Consider the following 17,823-nt stretch of genomic DNA (forward strand, 5'->3'; position numbering starts at 1 on the left):
AAGTTCGGTTGTCTTCATAATATAGTTTAAGTAGAACTAAGGCCTCTTGGTATTAACAAGGGTTTTTATTTTGTCATTTTAACCAACTCAAAAGCATGGTTAAACGTTTCTAAATATCATTTTAACTTAAATATTTGCGAATGAAATGAGATAAATATCTTTTGTAAATGTTTTAATAACGGAGATTTCATATACAAAAAGTAAGTTCAACTGATTCAGTTATGTTCTGATAGTAGGAGAGAGGTATAGAAAAATATATTCTGCTGGATTAAAAAATCAGCTACCCAAGTCCATAAAAGAACTCAAGTAGCCAATTTAATAAATTATTTTTGTAGAGTTAATACGCCATCTTCCATGCGGTATACTTTGTCACAAAACTCAAGCATACGTTCGTCATGGGTTACCATGACAGCGGCTTTGTTACGACCTTTTACTTCTTTGCGAATTTGCTTCACGACTTCAAAGGCACGGTTTGAGTCTAAGCTTGCAGTTGGCTCGTCGGCTAAAATGATATGTGAGTCATTCACAAATGCGCGGGCAATCGCTACACGTTGACGCTCACCGCCGGATAATTCATTAGGGAACTTGTTTAATTTTTCACCTAGACCTAAGCTCGTTAATAACGATTTTGCAAATTCTTTATCTTTCTCAGTTACTTTTGATTTCATTTTACGAACAAGTAATAACTGATCTAATACTGTTAAATAAGGAATTAAATTTGACGTTTGTAAAATGAACCCAACGTCTGTTAAACGAAAACTTGAAAGATCTTTTTCTTTCATTTTCCCGATATCCGTACCATTGACTAATACTTCACCTGAAGTTGGTTGAAGTAACGCTCCAGCAATGGAAAGTAATGTACTTTTCCCAGAACCAGATGGACCGATAATGGCGATAAAATCACCAGCATTTACAGTAAGGGATACATTTTTTAATGCATTTACTGTTGAATCGCCTTCTTTAAATGATTTGTTTACATTTTTAAGTACTAAGCTCATTTATTCCACTCTCCCAATTGCTGTTAAAGGATCAATTTTCGATACTCGACGTGCTGAGATGACAGAACCTAAAACAGATACAATTAATAAGACAACGGCATATAAAATCACCATTTTAAAGTCTAAACTAAATGGCATGCCTTCCGGGAATACTAGCGCTGTTAAATACGTTAATATGATCCCTGCAATAATGCTAACAAGTGATAACACAAATACTTGTGATATGATTGAGTTTTTAATAAAGCGGTCAGAAGCACCAATTGCTTTCATTACACCGAATTGCTGTGTTTTTTGTAAAATGAAAACGTAGAAGAACACGGCAATAATTACAGCTGAAATCGCGAATAAGAAGGCAAGCATCATATAAATTGTTCCACTTTCTTCTTTATAACCAGGCATTCCCATAATTGCTTCTGATTTCGTGAATGTTTCAATTAAATCATAGTTATCTTGAATTTTTTCGCCATCAATATTTTCACCTTGTAATGCAATCATGGAAACTGGATCTACTAAACCATTATCCGCACCAGGCGCTGCAAATGCATAAGATTGCCACGTTTCAACATGTCCAAAAATTGTAGGTAAATGGTTAAATGTCTCGCCTTTTGTATAACCGATTACTTTAAGTTCTAAATTTGAACTTGTCACAATAATCGTATCACCAATCTCATAACCTTTTTCATGTAGCGTTTCATCGATTAAAACACCAAATTGATCATTTGGATCTAATTGTTTACCTTCAACAACTGTAGGTTCGATAAATTTACCAGGTTCAATTCCGATAAATGTTACATCATTTTTTTCTTGTTCATCTGCTGATTTTTCATTACGTACAATAATTGTGGATTGTCCGAATTTTGCAGCTTCATCAACACCGTATTTTCCTTCAACATCGTCTGCAATGCTTCCACTTACTTTAGTTTTCATCATGGCAGCTGCAGAGCCTTCTTCATAAATAAATAAATCCCCATCAATATTTTTCATTGTTGCGGCAGCTAATGAGGATAACCCATTACCAAGACCAGATAAAATAAAAACAAGCCATGCAATTAACATAATAATTGCACCAATCATTGCAAAGCGTGTTTTCGAATGCTTCATTTCTTTAATTGCTAAAAACAATGTCTTTTCCTCCTGTGACATAGAAATTTGAAACTATTTGTCGAATTGAAGTATAGGTTATGAATATAAACTTTATATAAACTTTTGAAATTTAATTTAGGTTGACAGATAGAATGAAGCAATTTAAAGTCTAATTTTGAATATGTAAAAATAGATTTGGAACTGTTTGACGCAACGTATTTTATAGAAAGGCTGTGACGAATATGCGTATTTTAGTTGCAGATGATGATCCATTTATTCATAAACTCATTGGTATTCACCTTAAAAAAGAAGACTTTGAACCTGTATTTGCAAGCAACGGTCTTGAAGCACTTGAGGTCGTAACTGAGCACGAATTAGACTTAGCCATAGTAGATGTCATGATGCCGAAGATGGACGGGATTGCATTAACGGAACGATTAGCAACGGAAGGTATTCCAGTATTGATGCTAACGGCAAAAATGTCCCTAGAAGATAAAGAAAAGGGTTTCTTAGCTGGAGCAGATGATTATATGGTAAAACCCTTTGAGCCGAAAGAGTTGCTGTTTCGTGTACGAGCCATTTTACGACGCTCTGAGAAGCTTGAACGAAATCATATTCGACTTGGCAATATGCTAATTAATCGCCAAACCTTTGAGGTAAGAGTAGGGGAACAAGTATTGCTATTACCTTTGAAGGAATTTGAGCTATTAAGCATTATGTGTAGCAAACCCGATATGGTCTTTTCCCGTGATCAATTAATGGAACAAGTATGGGGCTATGATTACGATGGAGATGATTTTACACTGACAACTCATATAAAACGGTTACGCTCCCGTTTAGAGGAAGTTCATGCTAATGTAAAAATTCTAACGGTGCGGGGAATTGGCTATAAGGTTGAGGAAATCCAATGAAAACATTATATAAACAATATATTGTTGTGACATTATTAGTCATCATTGCGAGTCTTGTGATATCAATGCTTTTACTTGGACAACTTTATAATAATAAAATTAGGGTTGATACAGATAAGGAACATTTAGAAATTGCACAAGAAGTAGTTGACATAGTAAAAACAATGCCTGTTGAAAGCTTGGATAACTATTTTCAATCGGTTGCGAAATTAGGTTATCAGCTTGTAATCGTTGACGAAAGCAAAAAGGTAACAAGTTATGGTGCTAAATTTGCTGATATGACAATAAATGAAGAGATGACGTCTCTTATCGGTTCAAATGATATTTATCACGGCATCCGTAATTATAAGCAAAATTTTTCCATTTTTAATCATTACGCAAATGATGTACAAAATACAATCGGTGTCCCATTTCAAGTTGAAAATAAAAATTACGCCATGTTTATTCGCATGGACAATGCATCGATGTTTACGGAAATGCATTATTTGATTGTTGGATTCTTAATAATTTGTGCCATTATTATTTTTATCGCAATGGTTTTATTGGCGCGCCAACTCGTTCAGCCATTAAAGAAATTACAACAAGCAACGGAACAAATTGCCCAGGAAAACTATGATATACAATTAGACATTTATCGGGAGGATGAACTGGGTCAGCTCGCTTTTCAATTTCAAAAAATGGCCCAGCGTTTGAAGGAAAATGACCAGTTAAAAAAGGATTTTATCAATAATGTATCCCATGATTTTCAATCGCCGCTACTGAATATCCAAGGCTATGCAAGTGTATTAAAAGATGCGGAAAATACAGAAGAAGAGCGTATACAATATTTGGAAATCATTGAGCAAGAAACGAAACGGTTGTCAGCACTGACAAAGCAGTTACTGTTACTCAGCTCACTGGATCAAAAGAATTTACCGATTGAGAAAAAGAGATATTACCTCGATCAGCAGCTGAAGGAACTGTTATTTACGAAGCGATGGATACTCGATGATCAGCAAATGGAACTGATTTATGAACTTGAGCCCATTGAAATTTATGCAGACCAACATTTGATGGAGCAAGTTTGGGATAACCTGTTGTCTAATGCCATTCGCTATAGTGAGCCAAAAGGGAAAATTGTAGTGACGTGTTATCGGGATAATAATACAGTGGTTGTTTCGATTCAGGATGAAGGCATTGGAATTTCAAAAGATGATCTTGAAAGAGTCAAGGAACGATTCTACCGAGTGGATGCATCCCGCACGAATCAAAGTAGTGGATTAGGCCTTGCTATTGTAACGGAAATCGTTGCGCGGCATAACGGAGAATTTTTGATTGAAAGTGAATTAGGAAAAGGGACAACCGTGACAGTGAGGTTGTAGGAATTGGGGTAGGGAGGTGAGAATTCATTTTCCCTACTTTTTCTTTGATTTCTATTAAGTGTTTGGAAATTTCTATAATTCGTTTGAGATTTTCTATTATCCGATTCAATTCTTCTATTAATTAGGTGATATTTTCTATTATTCAAATTGATTTTTCTATAAACTTTTCGATGGAGAAGTTAATCGAAACATCAAAAAAGCAGGCACACGTCCAAGGAAATGAAGTGACCCCTAAAAGTTAGACACGGTTATTTCATTTAGGCAGCGGTTTGGGCATGAGTTCGATATTGAATCGGACTCATGCCTTTCAATTTTGCCTTAATACGTTTCGTGTTGTAATACGTTATATAGTTTTCAAGTTCCACTTTAAACTGCTCGACACTTTCAAATTCTTTTAAGTAAAGAAATTCAGATTTCATGATTCCGAAGAAATTTTCCATCACCGAGTTGTCATAACAGTTTCCTTTACGTGACATACTTTGCACAATCCCTCTCGATTCTAGGGTGTGGCGATATTGTTTCATTTGATAATGCCAGCCTTGATCCGAATGCATGAGTAGCTGATGTTCTGCAGGCAGTCTTTCTAAAGCCTTTTCTAACATTTCGGCAACCAATGAATACGTAGGTCTAGAGCCAATCGTATAGGTAATAATCTCTCCGTTAAACAAGTCTAAAACAGGTGATAAATATAGCTTCTCGCCAAACAACTTAAACTCCGTAATATCCGTTACCCACTTCTCGTTCGGTACTTCTGCTGTAAAATTGCGGTCTAAACTATTAGGTGCGATTTTGCCAACCGCCCCTTTATAAGACTTATATTTTTTCATTCGCACGACGCATTTTAAACCAAGTTCTTTCATAATACGTTGAACCTTTTTATGATTCACTTTCTGACTACGATTCGCCAACTCATCTCGAATGCGACGATACCCATAACGGCCCTCGTGTTCGTTATAGATTGCTTGAATTTCAGCTTTCAACTCGGCATCTGGATCTGCTCGATTCATCTTCTTTACTAAATCATAGTACGTGCTACGTGGAATTTGTGCGAATGCCACAAGCGCCTTCACCGAGTATTTATGCCTTAATTCATAGATGACCTTTACTTTGTCTTCTTTGGTGATTTTTCCTTGGCTTGAACTAAGGCGTTCAACTTTTTTAAATACTCGTTTTCCATATGTAGACGATTGATTTCTGCTTGAAGTGCTTCAGGTGAACCTTCTACTGGTGTTTGTTTTGGTTGTTTACTTGTTTCATTTTTCATGGATGGACGCCCCTTTGATTTTGGCTCAAGGGCATCTAAGCCACCGTACTCCATTTGTCTTTGCCAATTATACACCATCGTATAACTAGGAATTTTAAAAAGAGCTGCTGTATCCATTAGTGATGCACCAGATTGAACCATGTAATTAAGTACATCTAGTTTAAATGGTACGGGATAATTTGTATAGAAATTCTTAAACGCTTCTTCACCATGCAATTCATATAACTTCAACCAAAATTGAAATTGTGCTCTTGTAACACCCATCTGTGACGCATATTCTTTTTGTGAAATCATATGTGGATTAAACCCCTGAACTATAGCTAACTTGATATCACTAGTAAATTTAGTCATAAAAAAACTACACCTCCAATTGTTAGATTGTGTCTAACAATTGGGGTGCAGTTCAGAATGTCCTGCTTTTACTTTATAAATATATCGCCACACAAGCTACCATACATGCACAGCCTGCGATGACAAATAGATGCCAAATTGCATGGTTATACGGTAGTTTTCTCCATGCGTAGAAGATGGCGCCGAACGTAAATAATAATCCTCCAGCAAGTAACACCGTAAACCCATCAAATTGTAAAAATTCATATAACGGCTTAATGGCAAAAATAATTAACCATCCCATGGCAATGTATAAAATTAATGAGAAAGTTTCAAAACGGTCGATAAAGAAACATTTAAATAAAATTCCACATAGGGCAATGCCCCAAATAATACAAAGTAATACGATACCTAACACGCCATCAATGGCAATCATTAAAAATGGGGTATAGGTTCCAGCAATTAATACGTAAATCGATGAGTGATCCAATATAGCGAAAAAGCGTTTATATTTTTCTGGCATACTATGCAATAAAGTTGACATTAAAAACAGTAGTACAAGGGATGCTCCAAAAATTGAATATGATACGATTTCAGTTGCATTTCCTGAGTGCACACCAATAAGTATAAGGATGATGCACGTAGGGATACTTAATAATAATCCGATGCCATGAGTGATGGCATTCCAAAGTTCTTCTTTCCAATTTTTATAGTCAAATGCTTGTTCATTTTTCATCGCTCTCACTCCTAATGCATTCATTATATCGGAAAAATAATATGGAAAACACTATCATTTGTCACATTTTAACCGTTTTATTTGTAAGATTACATTTGTCATGTTTACACCGAGTAAACGGTTACATATAATTATCTTAAGATATTAAAGGATGTGTCAACTTGGGACGAATTCATATTGTTACAGATTCAACTTGTGATTTATCAACAGAAGAAATAATGGAATATGACATAAAAGTCGTACCATTAACGATTCAAATTGATGATAAAACATATGTAGACGGGCAAGATTTACAACCCGATTCATTTTTACAGTTAATGAAAAATTCAAAAGAATTACCAAAAAGTTCTCAACCTGCACCAGGAAAGTTCAAAGAATTATTTGATGAGCTAGGAAAAAATGGCGATCAAATCATCTCTATTCATATGACAGGCTCCATGAGTGGTACTTACGATTCTGCTAGACAAGCTGCGGAAATGACGGACTCAGATGTAACCGTAATAGATTCAAGATATATTGCCATTGCATTAGCTTTCCAACTACGTGAAGCCATTAAACTTCGTGATCAAGGGGCAACTGTGGAGCAAATTGTTGCAAGATTAAATGAAGTGAGAAAAAATACACGTTTATTTGTAGTGGTGGATACACTCGAAAACCTCATTAAAGGTGGTCGTATTGGGAAAGGCAAAGGGATGATTGGTTCATTGTTAAATATCAAACCAATCGCAACGTTAGACGACGGTTCTTATACGCCAGTTTCAAAAGCTCGAAGCCATAAACAGGTCGTCAAATATTTATTTGAACAATTTTTAGAAGATACAAAAGGGAAAACCGTAAAAGCAGTCGGCATCTCCCACGCGGACGGACTCGCAACGATGGGCAACCTGCTAAAGGAATTAATCGAATCAACAGGCTTCAATGGTGTCGAAATCAAATTCACTTCTCCAATTATCAGCACCCACACAGGTCCAGGGGCAATTGGATTTATGTATTTTGCGGAGTAAATAATAAATATTAAAGAAAAGTGTCAATGCCTTCCTCCAACTTAGTCGGTTCGCACACAACATAATTCACCCGTCGAACAACTAAGTTGGTTCATAGGCGCGATAGTTGCGCGGAAAAATAACTGAATAATTTCTAAGCTCTAAGCGCTAAACCCTTGATACTACTCAGGGTTTGGCGCTTTTTTCTATCCTCTTACGAACGTACTTTGTTGTAGACGATTTTTGAAGGTATGAGAAATATGTGGTAATATTTAGAGAAAAAAGAGCGGTTTGGCGGGCGAACTTAGTTGTACACGGAGTAAGGTTAAGATTTTAGAGCAAAGTTGCTTAAGCTTACTCTGGAAAGGGTTTAGAGGGGTTTTGGTGGGGTGATGGGTGACGGGTGGACTTAGTTGTGGTTACACAGTCAATTCTGTATAGGGATTGGCGCTTTTTTGTTATTAATGTAGGTAGTAAAAATTATCACTGAATTTTCAACATTATAGTTGTGTAGTATTGTGAATTAAAATTTGACAAAGGTTGCTCAAATTATATTCCTCTCTAGCTCTACCATATTTAGCAAATGGCTGCCCTTAAATAAAATCGAGAAAATTACCAATCATTCTTCCTGTGCCTCTTAATAACCATAAAATTAATCTAAATGGCCACAAAATTATTTCTGGGATGATAAAAAGTACATCTAGAACTAGATCAAAAAATGTATAATTGCCATTACTATATTTGTATTTTCTCTTTCGATTCCGCCATTTCTTCATACGGCTCAACCCTTTCTCAAAATAACTATAGACGATTTTAATTTACTTAATTTTACGATTAGGAATTTGTTTGGTTTCATTTTTTGGAAGAAAAATTGAAGAAGTTGTAAAAAATTTTTTACTATAAAAACTTGTCAAGGAACAAACATGCCTAGAAAGAGTGAAAGTATTAAAGAAAATGGTTAGGAATGAACTATTACCTTTGCAACCTGGACACATAGAATGGATATAAGAATGAATAGGCTAATTGTAGAGAAAATTGCAGAAAAATTTTTTTATTAAATCAAGTAATCGAGTAATTCATGCATGTAAAAATGAATTTAAACTATTAAAACCATGAGATGTATTTCTCGTGGTTTTTAAATTGACAACAGAATTATCAGTATTTGCTTGATATCTTATTCCACTAAAGGGCACTTCCAGGAGATGATTGTGCATTGTATGAATTTTCAATTAAACATTCTATAATTAAATATGATGATATTAGAAGTAATATAGCAGTTTACAAGGAGGTCCAACAATGGCAAATTGGATATTTCAAGGTAACCCTAAGCAATTTGATGTAGATACATATTTAAAAGAAAATAAAGTAGTCACTTGGGGTATTCGTCAAAAGCAATTTAAGGATGAAATGCAGCGAGGAGATCGTGTATTCATTTGGCGTTCCGATGGGGGCGAGCGTAATACAGGTGGAGTGGTAGCTAGTGGAAAGATTACTTCTGCGCCTTTTATTGATGAGGATGATGGCTTTAGTATCGAAGTGGAAATAACTGATTTTCGCCTAACACCCGACTCTGGAATGCTTCTTCGACACGAATTGAAAGAAATCCCAGATACGATGAACCTTCAAATCTTTAAAATAAGTCAATTGACCAATTATCGATTAACGGACGAAGAATTTAATCGACTTTATAAATATTGGCAAAATCCACAAATGGTTAAAGAAATATTAGAGCTTCCGACAATCGAAAAATATCTGTATGCCTTTAGAGAAGTTGCAGATGAATGGTTTAAGGAAAATACTAAATACATTGAAGTTGGCTATCATTTTTTTGACCGGTTTAAACAACGTGACCATCTACAACAAATGGAATGGGAAGATGTTCAAGAAATCGGTAACCATATTAATGCCTTTCGTATGGCTCTATCAAAGAAACGGGCACTTGGTAAAATGAATGCGCCAATCGAAAAATATCGAAAAAGCTTTGAGTATTTGTTTTATGGACAAGAACCAATTGAAAACCGAATTGATAATTTTATTTCAAATGAGGAATATAAATTATTTGGCTTTGGCATGAGTGTTGTGAGTGAAATCGTTGGAAATGTATTTGCTGATGACTATTGTTTTTACAATCAACGTGATAAAGTAGCTGTCGAAAATATACTTCAATTAACCCCTGATTATTCTAGAGGAGATTCAGAGGGAAGAAAGTTTATTAAATTTCAAAATTGCCTAAAAGAAAATCAAATCATTGAAAAATACTTAGAAATCATTGGAAAACGAACAAATTTACCAATCTATTATGAAGTGGACCAATTCTTCAGTTTCTTATTTGAAAACTATGGTAAAAAAGGGAAAGACATTACCGATGTCCAAGATGATTTGCCACAATACTGGCTTCTTGCAGCAGGAGAGAACGCTGTAATGTGGGATGATTTCTACCAAAATGGTCTTATCGCCATTGGATGGGAAGAAATCGGTGATCTAAAAAAATACAATAGTAAACGCGAAATTGCAGATGTATTAAAAGAAGTATTTCAACTAGAAAATAATCCAACAAATGATGCACTAGCGAATTATCAATTTGCCTATGAAATGAAGATTGGGGACTATGTGTTTATTAAAAGAGGGACAAAACAGATCATTGGTTTTGGAAAAATTGTTTCTGACTATCAACATGACCCTACCCGGGAAACATATCACTCAGTACGTAAAGTAGATTGGATATCGACAGGGGAATGGAATGTTGATAAAGAACCAATTCATATGAAAACATTAACGAATATTACTCGCTATGAAGACTATGTGGAACGACTACTTGATAAGGTTGGAAAAGGCAATTCTAGTACAACTCCACCAGAAGGAAACAAAAAAAATGAAGAACTTGCTCCGTATACAGTTGAGCAAATCAATTCAGAAGTTTTCATGACAAATGAGCAAATCGAGGAAATTCTTGAAACCTTGGATTATAAGAAGAACATAATTTTACAAGGACCCCCTGGCGTAGGGAAAACTTTTGTAGCAAAACGTCTTGCATATCTGCATATGGGTGTTAAAGATGATAGTAAAATTGAATTTTTACAGTTCCATCAATCATATTCCTATGAAGATTTTATCCGTGGGTATAAACCGAATTTAGAAGGAAACTTCATTTTGAAAGACGGTTTATTTTATACGTTTTGCAAAAAAGCCGTTGATGATCCAGAAAACAATTACTACATGATTATCGATGAAATTAATCGAGGAAATTTATCAAAAATCTTTGGTGAGTTAATGATGTTAATAGAAGCAGATAAACGGGGGAAAAAATTTGCAGTTAAATTAGCCTATAGTTTAGGGGAGGAAACGTTCTATATTCCATCTAACCTTTATTTAATTGGTACAATGAATACTGCTGACCGTTCCTTAGCTCTTGTAGATTACGCATTACGTAGACGTTTTTCGTTTATTAATGTCGAACCAGCATTTCATACAGATGGGTTTAAAGATTATTTGATTTCAAAAGGCATCAGTCAAGGATTTATTGAGAAACTAATCCACTCAATTGATGAGGTAAATCAGGAAATTGTGAGTGATAAAATTAATCTCGGAAAAGGGTATGAAATTGGCCACAGTTATTTCTGTCCAACCGTTGAAAATGTGGATGATGAACAAAAATGGTATGAACGAATTATTCGTTTAGAGATTGCGCCATTATTAAAGGAATATTGGTTTGATCGGGAGGATAAAGTCAATGACATCCTTAACCGACTCCAATAAAATCCCGATAAAAAATCTCTATTTTATGCTTTGTTATGCTTGGCAACATTTAGATGAACGAGAGTTTGTTTCGATTTCTCGTGAAGATGAAAAAGATATAAAGCATCTGCTTACCAGAATACTCCTTGTCAAATTGCGTTCACTTATCAAACGTGGATTTTATAAGGAGTATCAACTGGCCAGGGAAGAGACATCCACTTTAAGAGGTCGAATTTTATTTAAAGAGTCGATACAAAACTTCTCGTATAAACGTGCAAAAATGCATGTGGAATTCGAAGAGATGAGCTATGACATTCTTCATAATCAGATTATTAAAGCCACTCTTTATCAACTGTTACAGACATCGATTTTTAATAAGCAGTTAAAAGAGGAGATTCATCAGTTGTATCCATATTTTGCTCAAATAAACTTAATCAAATTGGATAGTCGTTTATTTCAAACGATTCGGTTACATCGAAGCAATCAGCATTATCGTTTTGTATTAGACATTTGTCAATTTCTTTATGAATCCTTGTTATTAAATGAAGAAAATTCAGATTCAAAATTTGCAGATTTTGAACGCAATCCAAAAGCCATGGCATGTTTATTTGAAGACTTTGTTCGTAATTTTTATATTAAAGAAACACCGCATTTTAAAGTGGGAAGAGAAAATATATATTGGGATGCGATTGGGGAGAATACGACATATTTGCCAATTATGCAAACCGATATTTCTTTGGAAGACAGGGACCGAAAGATTATTATGGATACGAAATATTACCAAAACGCCTTAACCGAAAATCGTGGTTCCGAAAAATTAATTAGTGGCAATCTTTATCAATTGTTTGCCTATCTTAACAATCATAAAAATACGAGCAAAAAGCTGTCAGGGATTTTACTCTATCCAAAAACGGGTAAGGAACTGAATCTTTCGTACGAAATAAAAGGATTTCCAATAAAAGTTTTTACAGTGGATTTAAATCGTAGTTGGAATATCATTCATAGTAGGTTGTTGGAAATTGTTAATAGCACACCCGAAAAGTTGGTCTAAAACTTTTCGGGTGTTTTTTATATTGGGGAAAATACCGAACTCATTATTTTCTAAAAGAATGAACGGTAGGGTGAACCATAAAGTGAGGAAGCTATTTTACAAAATGACCTTCTACCAAAAATGTGACTTTATGGCACTGTGGACTATGACTTTTAAAGACTAAACTAAAAATGCTCTTGAATCACTACATCTTATTTATTAATACAATAAATTTTTTAAATAGAAAAGAAGAATAGGAGAGTATTATGTTTACGAATTTATCTGATTTACAGAAGTCTGGATTTTTCATAGCGTTAGTTCTCATGATTGCGTCTTTGTTTGGTGTGTTAAAAATTACCCCAGAAGTCTACATGTTTGCACCTATGATTGCCTTAGTGAGTATGTTTTTTGTCATCACTCGTGATGGCTATCGAAAGAAAGAGTGGAGTACGTTGGGTCTGCACCGAACAGGTAAAGGGCTATGGTTATTTTGTATATTAGTCCCATTTATTTGTTTGGGCTGTGCATATTTCATTACATGGTTAACACATTATGCTTCGCCATTTGTTCCAGAAGAAGCAGGATCAATTTGGACCGTTGTAATGAAAGTTATTATTCTTTTTATTTTCCATACGGTAACAAGTTCTCTTGGTGAGGAGCTAGGATGGAGAGGCTATCTTCTACCAAAGTTAATAACGCTCGGGTGGAAAAAAGCTGTACTATTGACGGGCTTTATTCATGCGATTTTCCATATTCCACTAATGTTGGCAGGATTATATCATTCAGAGGGGAATCCAATGATTATTTATCCATTAATGATTATTCAAACAATCATTGGGGGCGTTCTTTTTGGTTATGTTAGATTGAAAACAAACAGTGTTTGGCCAGCTGCAATTCTGCATAGTGCACACAATGTAACCTGGGCATTATGTCGTGAATTTACTCAAGTTCAATCTGATTTAGCTTACTATATCGGCGGAGAAAATGGTCTAATTATGATTGTTTTATATGGAACTATAGCATGTTGGATATTACAGATGGCAAATATTAATCAACTTCCAAAAAAACAATTAAATATGTAATAAAAAAAGAAACCAATTGTGCAAATTGGTTTCTTTTAGTTTATAGCAAACCTTGAATGGCTTGTTCAATATCAAGAATCGAATCATCCGGCTCAAAACGAGCAACAACTTTCCCCTTACGATCTACTAAGAATTTTGTAAAGTTCCAACGAATATTATTGCCAATTAAATAATCTGGATAATGATCCTCAATCGTACTATATAACAGCTTTGATTGCATTGTATCTCTTTTGAATTCTGCTGGTTCAACTTCATGTTTTAAATAGTTAAATAGGGGATGGGTGCTTTCACCATTCACATGAATTTTATCAAAAATCGGATACGTTACACCAAATTGACCTTTACATTGAGCCACTGTTTGTAAGCCATCTTCCGGATTTTGATTGCCAAACTGATCACATGGGAAAGAAAGTACGACAAATCCATCTTTATTGTATTTTTCATATAACTTTTGTAAATCTTCATATTGATATGTAAATTGACATTGACTTGCTGTATTGCAAATGAGCATAACTTGATCCTTGTAAGTTTGCATCGAGAGAATCTCTCCGTTAGGCTTTGTTACTAAATAGTTATATATACTCATATTCATAACCTCCATTTGATAGTTTAGTATATAAGAATAATTCCCTATAATCCAGAAGTTTGCTTATGAGTAAAATACTACAAACTAAAAATATAAAAAGGCAACCCCTTACAAAATGTAAGAGGTCACCTAATTATAAGGATTATTCCGTTTCTTCTTTACCAATTTTCATATCATAAACGAAAAGTGCGCCTTCATCATCTTTAATACGTCTTAATTTTTGAACAACTGATTCAAATAAAGACTCTTCTTCCACTTGCTCTGTTAAGAACCATTTTAAGAATGTAGTTGTTGTATATTCTTTTTCACTGTCAGCAATTTCAGAAAGATTATAAAATCTGCTTGTTACGACTTTTTCATGCTCTAATGCTTGTTCGCAAGCGTCTAGTACAGATTCATACACGTTATTTGGATTTTCAAAGCCTGTAAAAATCGCTTGTTCTCCACGATCTTGTAGATATTGATAAATCTTCATTCCGTGTTCTCTTTCTTCATCTGCATGGCCAAAGAAAAATTTAGCGAACCCATCATAGTCTTGGCTTTCACAATAAGATGCCATTGCAAGGTAAACATGTGAAGAGTAAAATTCAAAATTCATTTGTTCATTTAAAGCTTCTACTAATGTAGGGGACATACTAGTGCTAGCAATTTTTTCTAATTTTGACATATAAAAAACGCCCTTTCTAATAGAAATTTAATAATGAAACGAATGTAGCTAATGCTATAAGGTTCAAACTATTAATAATGGGGTAGCAATTTTGAAAAAGACTTATGATTCAATAAGTACTTTTCCACTTAATCGCTCATATAGAAAGGCTAATTCATTTCTTAGTGCAGAAAATTTTAAAAATTCTTCTTTATTTCTGCTAACTAAAGATTGATCTAAATAATATGATATACTAGAAATTTTTAACATACAATCAATTTCATCCATAATTTGTTCATTATTGAGTGTTTCTTCCAATTCCTCGACAAACACAAATTCTTCTATATTATTGTTTGTTTGGATTAAAATAAACCAACCAACATTGACGATATATTTTTTTCTGTTTGTTATAGTTAAGAGTTCCCCTTGCTTTAAAAATAATGAGTGACATACAAGGTTTTCTTTTTTATACCCATGACTTAAACATTGAAATTGAATTCCTTTTTGATCCGCAACAATTAAATTACCCATTATTTATAACCTCCATACAGCCTTTTACCATTCAGTCATTATTAAATACTATTCTCAACAAATATCGAAATCTAGTTAACAACGATAATGATAATCTTTATCATTGATAAAATCAAGTGGATTTTTTACTAGATTCTGAATTTTCGTATTAGAAATGTATTTTATAGGAGAGATTCGTTTGAATGGGGTATAAAAGGGGAGGTTTTTTTGTTCGTAAGGTTATTTTACGAAAAGTTTTATATTAAATAATATTTATTCTTTTTAAAATTACATATTGAATAATAAATCATTTCACAAAATATCAAGAATTTCTAAATAGTTAGGTAAAAGATTATGAAAAAATTCAATTATTTTGAAAAATAATAAAACTATCGTGCCGATAATTAACTTATAATGGAAAAGAATCATATTTATGGTTCTCACTATTATAAATAGCCGAATGTTAGAAAGGGAAGAACTAAGTGAAAAGTATTAAAACTAAAATCATGTTTGCAATCATCTTATGTTCCGTCATAGCAGTATTATTTGTAAGTACAGTTAGTATTTATGTTAGTAATAGTATTATAAGAAAATATTCTACAAATGATGCCCAGTTACTTGCAGAAAGTAATGCCAATACATTAAATATTACGATTGGAAAAATTGAAACCTCAGTTAACGATCTTTCCATAACAGTGTTATCAATGTTAGACGATGTAGAAAAATTAAAATCAGACCCTCAATACGTACAACAATTTCAGGAGAAAGTAAGACCAATTGCAGAAGAATTTGCAACAAATACAAATGGAGCAATGGCATTTTATTTACGATTTAATCCCGAGTTTTCAGAACCGACATCGGGGTTATTTCATGCAGATAGTGATGGCGATGGGAATATCGAGCAACTAATTCCTACTGATTTTAGTCAATACGACCCGTCTGATGTAGGTAATGTCGGATGGTATTATATCCCAATTAATACTGGTAAACCAATGTGGTTAGATCCTTATCACAATGAGAATATCGGTGTGGACATGATTAGCTATGTAGTTCCACTATTTAAAGATGGTGAAACAATCGGTGTTGTTGGGATGGATATTAATTTTGCTGTTTTTACAGAGATTATTAACAATATTAAGCCGTATAAAAATAGTTATGGGGCATTACTAAACTCTAGCCAACAATTTTTAATTCACCCTGAATTGACAATCAATGATAATTTAGTTGACATGAATAAAGACTTTTCAGAGGATCTAGCGGCAAACGATTCTGGAGTGAAAGATATTGCGCTAAACAATGAAGATAGTATTATTTCGTACTCAAAACTGTCTAATGGACAGACCTTATTGATCTCATCAACTAAAAACGATATTTTTCATGACGTACACCAATTAACGAATAATATTATCATTTTACTAATAGTAATCATCATTGTCTCAATTATCGTAGCCTTACTATTAGGTAATAGATTCACAAAACCTCTCAAAGCACTAATCGAGGATATGAGAAAAGTAAAGGAAGGTGACTTTACGATTCAGGTTGCTATCAAGAGTAAAGATGAAATTGGTGAAATCGGGAAGAATTTTAATAGTATGGTTGAAGAATTAGGAAACCTTACAAAAAATATTAGTATCGTTTCTGAGCGAGTAAACGCATCGTCCCTTGCTTTAACAACTGCATCCCACGATATGACAGCAGCATCAGAAGAAGTCACTGCTTCAGTGGAGGAGATTGCAGCTGGTAATAAAATGCAGTCTATTTCGATTGAAAATTGTTCTGAAATTTCATCTGATTTTTCCATAAAATGTAGCGAGCTCCAGTTAAATACGAATGAGGTTCTCTCTAGTATGAAAGAAATGAATTTAAATATTAAAGATGGGCTAGTATTAAATGCAGGATTAAATGAAATCAACGCAGAGAATAAAAAAGCGACAGAAATGATTGAAAAAGTGACATTAGATTTAAATAGTAATATAAAAAATATTAGTATGATTATAGAAAAGATAAGTGAAATTAGTGAGCAAACAAATCTTTTGGCCTTAAATGCTTCGATTGAATCTGCTAGAGCAGGTGAAGCGGGTAAAGGTTTCGCGGTTGTAGCAGAGGAAATACGAAAGCTAGCAGAACAATCAAAAAGATCAACGGAAGATATTCGCAATATCATTTCAGCGGTACAGGAAGATTCTAAGAATACGGTTGATGCGATGCAGAATGTGAAAGAAAGAGCAACGGAACAATCAGAGGCTGTTCAAAAAGTAAATCATTCCTTTGATCTTATCTCAAACTCCATTCAAAATATCAATGAAAAGCTCACAATGAATGGTAGCTATATTACGAAATTAGCAGACAATGCAGAACAACTGGCGAAAGAAATAGTAGGAATCTCCTCCATCTCGGAAGAAAGTGCAGCATCTTCTGAACAGGTTGCTGCCACAATGCAATCACAAGCAAGAGATTTTGAAAAAGTGGTACTTGCAGTGGATGACTTAAAAGAATTAGTTGTATCATTAAATAATTTAATTAAGAAATTTAAGGTTGAGTAAATATTAGTCTTGTAAGTAAGGCGTT

The 17,823-nt window shown here is 34.0% G+C and carries 14 protein-coding genes; 7 read left to right on the forward strand and 7 right to left on the reverse strand.

The window, feature by feature from the left end; translation table 11 throughout:
- Positions 1-323: 323 nt before the first annotated feature.
- Positions 324-998: an ABC transporter ATP-binding protein gene (locus tag NKR20_RS07470; RefSeq protein ID WP_253424934.1), complete on the reverse strand. Its 675-nt coding sequence runs from the start codon at positions 996-998 to the stop codon at positions 324-326.
- A complete protein-coding gene (locus NKR20_RS07475) occupies positions 999-2,120 on the reverse strand; it encodes an ABC transporter permease (protein WP_253424937.1) in 1,122 nt (373 codons plus the stop codon).
- 203 nt (positions 2,121-2,323) lie between these two features.
- Here NKR20_RS07475 and NKR20_RS07480 point away from each other — a divergent pair, with 203 nt between their 5' ends.
- Positions 2,324-2,992: a response regulator transcription factor gene (locus tag NKR20_RS07480; protein WP_253428086.1), complete on the forward strand. Its 669-nt coding sequence runs from the start codon at positions 2,324-2,326 to the stop codon at positions 2,990-2,992.
- The gene (locus tag NKR20_RS07485) at positions 2,989-4,353 is read left to right on the forward strand and encodes a sensor histidine kinase (protein WP_253424940.1); all 1,365 of its coding nucleotides are present in this window, start codon (positions 2,989-2,991) and stop codon (positions 4,351-4,353) included. The genes NKR20_RS07480 and NKR20_RS07485 overlap by 4 nt, the downstream gene beginning before the upstream one ends.
- A gap of 257 nt (positions 4,354-4,610) precedes the next feature.
- Here NKR20_RS07485 and NKR20_RS07490 read toward each other — a convergent pair.
- A protein-coding gene (locus tag NKR20_RS07490) for an IS3 family transposase (protein WP_253424943.1) occupies positions 4,611-5,968 on the reverse strand; the annotation gives its coding sequence in 2 pieces (ribosomal slippage) (positions 4,611-5,515 and positions 5,515-5,968; 1,359 coding nt in all).
- A 73-nt stretch (positions 5,969-6,041) separates the two neighbouring features.
- Entirely contained in the window at positions 6,042-6,683 is a 642-nt protein-coding gene (trhA, locus tag NKR20_RS07495) for a PAQR family membrane homeostasis protein TrhA (protein WP_253424946.1), read from the reverse strand.
- A gap of 161 nt (positions 6,684-6,844) precedes the next feature.
- Between trhA and NKR20_RS07500 the strand changes: the two genes are divergently transcribed.
- From NKR20_RS07500 to NKR20_RS07515, 4 genes are all read left to right on the forward strand, one after another.
- Positions 6,845-7,687: a DegV family protein gene (locus NKR20_RS07500; RefSeq protein WP_253424949.1), complete on the forward strand. Its 843-nt coding sequence runs from the start codon at positions 6,845-6,847 to the stop codon at positions 7,685-7,687.
- Positions 7,688-8,962: 1,275 nt separating this feature from the next.
- Positions 8,963-11,422, forward strand: a complete 2,460-nt coding sequence (locus NKR20_RS07505; RefSeq protein WP_121215391.1) for an AAA family ATPase — start codon at positions 8,963-8,965, stop codon at positions 11,420-11,422.
- The gene (locus NKR20_RS07510) at positions 11,397-12,452 is read left to right on the forward strand and encodes a 5-methylcytosine restriction system specificity protein McrC (protein WP_121215390.1); all 1,056 of its coding nucleotides are present in this window, start codon (positions 11,397-11,399) and stop codon (positions 12,450-12,452) included. Before NKR20_RS07505 ends, NKR20_RS07510 begins: the two co-directional genes overlap by 26 nt.
- Positions 12,453-12,697: 245 nt before the next feature.
- Positions 12,698-13,513: a type II CAAX endopeptidase family protein gene (locus NKR20_RS07515; protein ID WP_253424951.1), complete on the forward strand. Its 816-nt coding sequence runs from the start codon at positions 12,698-12,700 to the stop codon at positions 13,511-13,513.
- Between the two features lie 40 nt (positions 13,514-13,553).
- Here NKR20_RS07515 and NKR20_RS07520 read toward each other — a convergent pair whose 3' ends face one another.
- The 3 genes from NKR20_RS07520 to NKR20_RS07530 form a co-directional block, all read right to left on the reverse strand.
- Positions 13,554-14,099 carry a glutathione peroxidase gene (locus NKR20_RS07520; RefSeq protein WP_253424954.1) on the reverse strand — a complete coding sequence of 182 codons (546 nt, stop codon included), beginning with the start codon at positions 14,097-14,099 and terminating at the stop codon, positions 13,554-13,556.
- 142 nt (positions 14,100-14,241) lie between these two features.
- Complete coding sequence (locus tag NKR20_RS07525) at positions 14,242-14,733, reverse strand: ferritin (protein WP_253428088.1); 492 nt, start codon at positions 14,731-14,733, stop codon at positions 14,242-14,244.
- Positions 14,734-14,868: 135 nt separating this feature from the next.
- Positions 14,869-15,276: a hypothetical protein gene (locus NKR20_RS07530; protein ID WP_253424957.1), complete on the reverse strand. Its 408-nt coding sequence runs from the start codon at positions 15,274-15,276 to the stop codon at positions 14,869-14,871.
- 461 nt (positions 15,277-15,737) lie between these two features.
- Between NKR20_RS07530 and NKR20_RS07535 the strand changes: the two genes are divergently transcribed.
- Positions 15,738-17,798: a methyl-accepting chemotaxis protein gene (locus NKR20_RS07535; RefSeq protein ID WP_253424960.1), complete on the forward strand. Its 2,061-nt coding sequence runs from the start codon at positions 15,738-15,740 to the stop codon at positions 17,796-17,798.
- The last annotated feature ends 25 nt before the right edge of the window (positions 17,799-17,823 follow it).

Origin of the sequence: Ureibacillus endophyticus, from assembly GCF_024159215.1 — a bacterium.
Taxonomy (GTDB): Bacteria; Bacillota; Bacilli; order Bacillales_A; family Planococcaceae; genus Ureibacillus; species Ureibacillus endophyticus.

Coding starts and splice junctions, on each gene's coding strand:
- NKR20_RS07470 (WP_253424934.1), bottom strand. CDS start 998: ATGAGCTTAGTACTTAAAAATGTAAACAAATCATTTAAAGAAGGCGAT.
- NKR20_RS07480 (WP_253428086.1), top strand. CDS start 2,324: ATGCGTATTTTAGTTGCAGATGATGATCCATTTATTCATAAACTCATT.
- NKR20_RS07485 (WP_253424940.1), top strand. CDS start 2,989: ATGAAAACATTATATAAACAATATATTGTTGTGACATTATTAGTCATC.
- trhA (WP_253424946.1), bottom strand. CDS start 6,683: ATGAAAAATGAACAAGCATTTGACTATAAAAATTGGAAAGAAGAACTT.
- NKR20_RS07505 (WP_121215391.1), top strand. CDS start 8,963: ATGGCAAATTGGATATTTCAAGGTAACCCTAAGCAATTTGATGTAGAT.
- NKR20_RS07510 (WP_121215390.1), top strand. CDS start 11,397: ATGACATCCTTAACCGACTCCAATAAAATCCCGATAAAAAATCTCTAT.
- NKR20_RS07515 (WP_253424951.1), top strand. CDS start 12,698: ATGTTTACGAATTTATCTGATTTACAGAAGTCTGGATTTTTCATAGCG.
- NKR20_RS07520 (WP_253424954.1), bottom strand. CDS start 14,099: ATGAGTATATATAACTATTTAGTAACAAAGCCTAACGGAGAGATTCTC.
- NKR20_RS07525 (WP_253428088.1), bottom strand. CDS start 14,733: ATGTCCCCTACATTAGTAGAAGCTTTAAATGAACAAATGAATTTTGAA.
- NKR20_RS07530 (WP_253424957.1), bottom strand. CDS start 15,276: ATGGGTAATTTAATTGTTGCGGATCAAAAAGGAATTCAATTTCAATGT.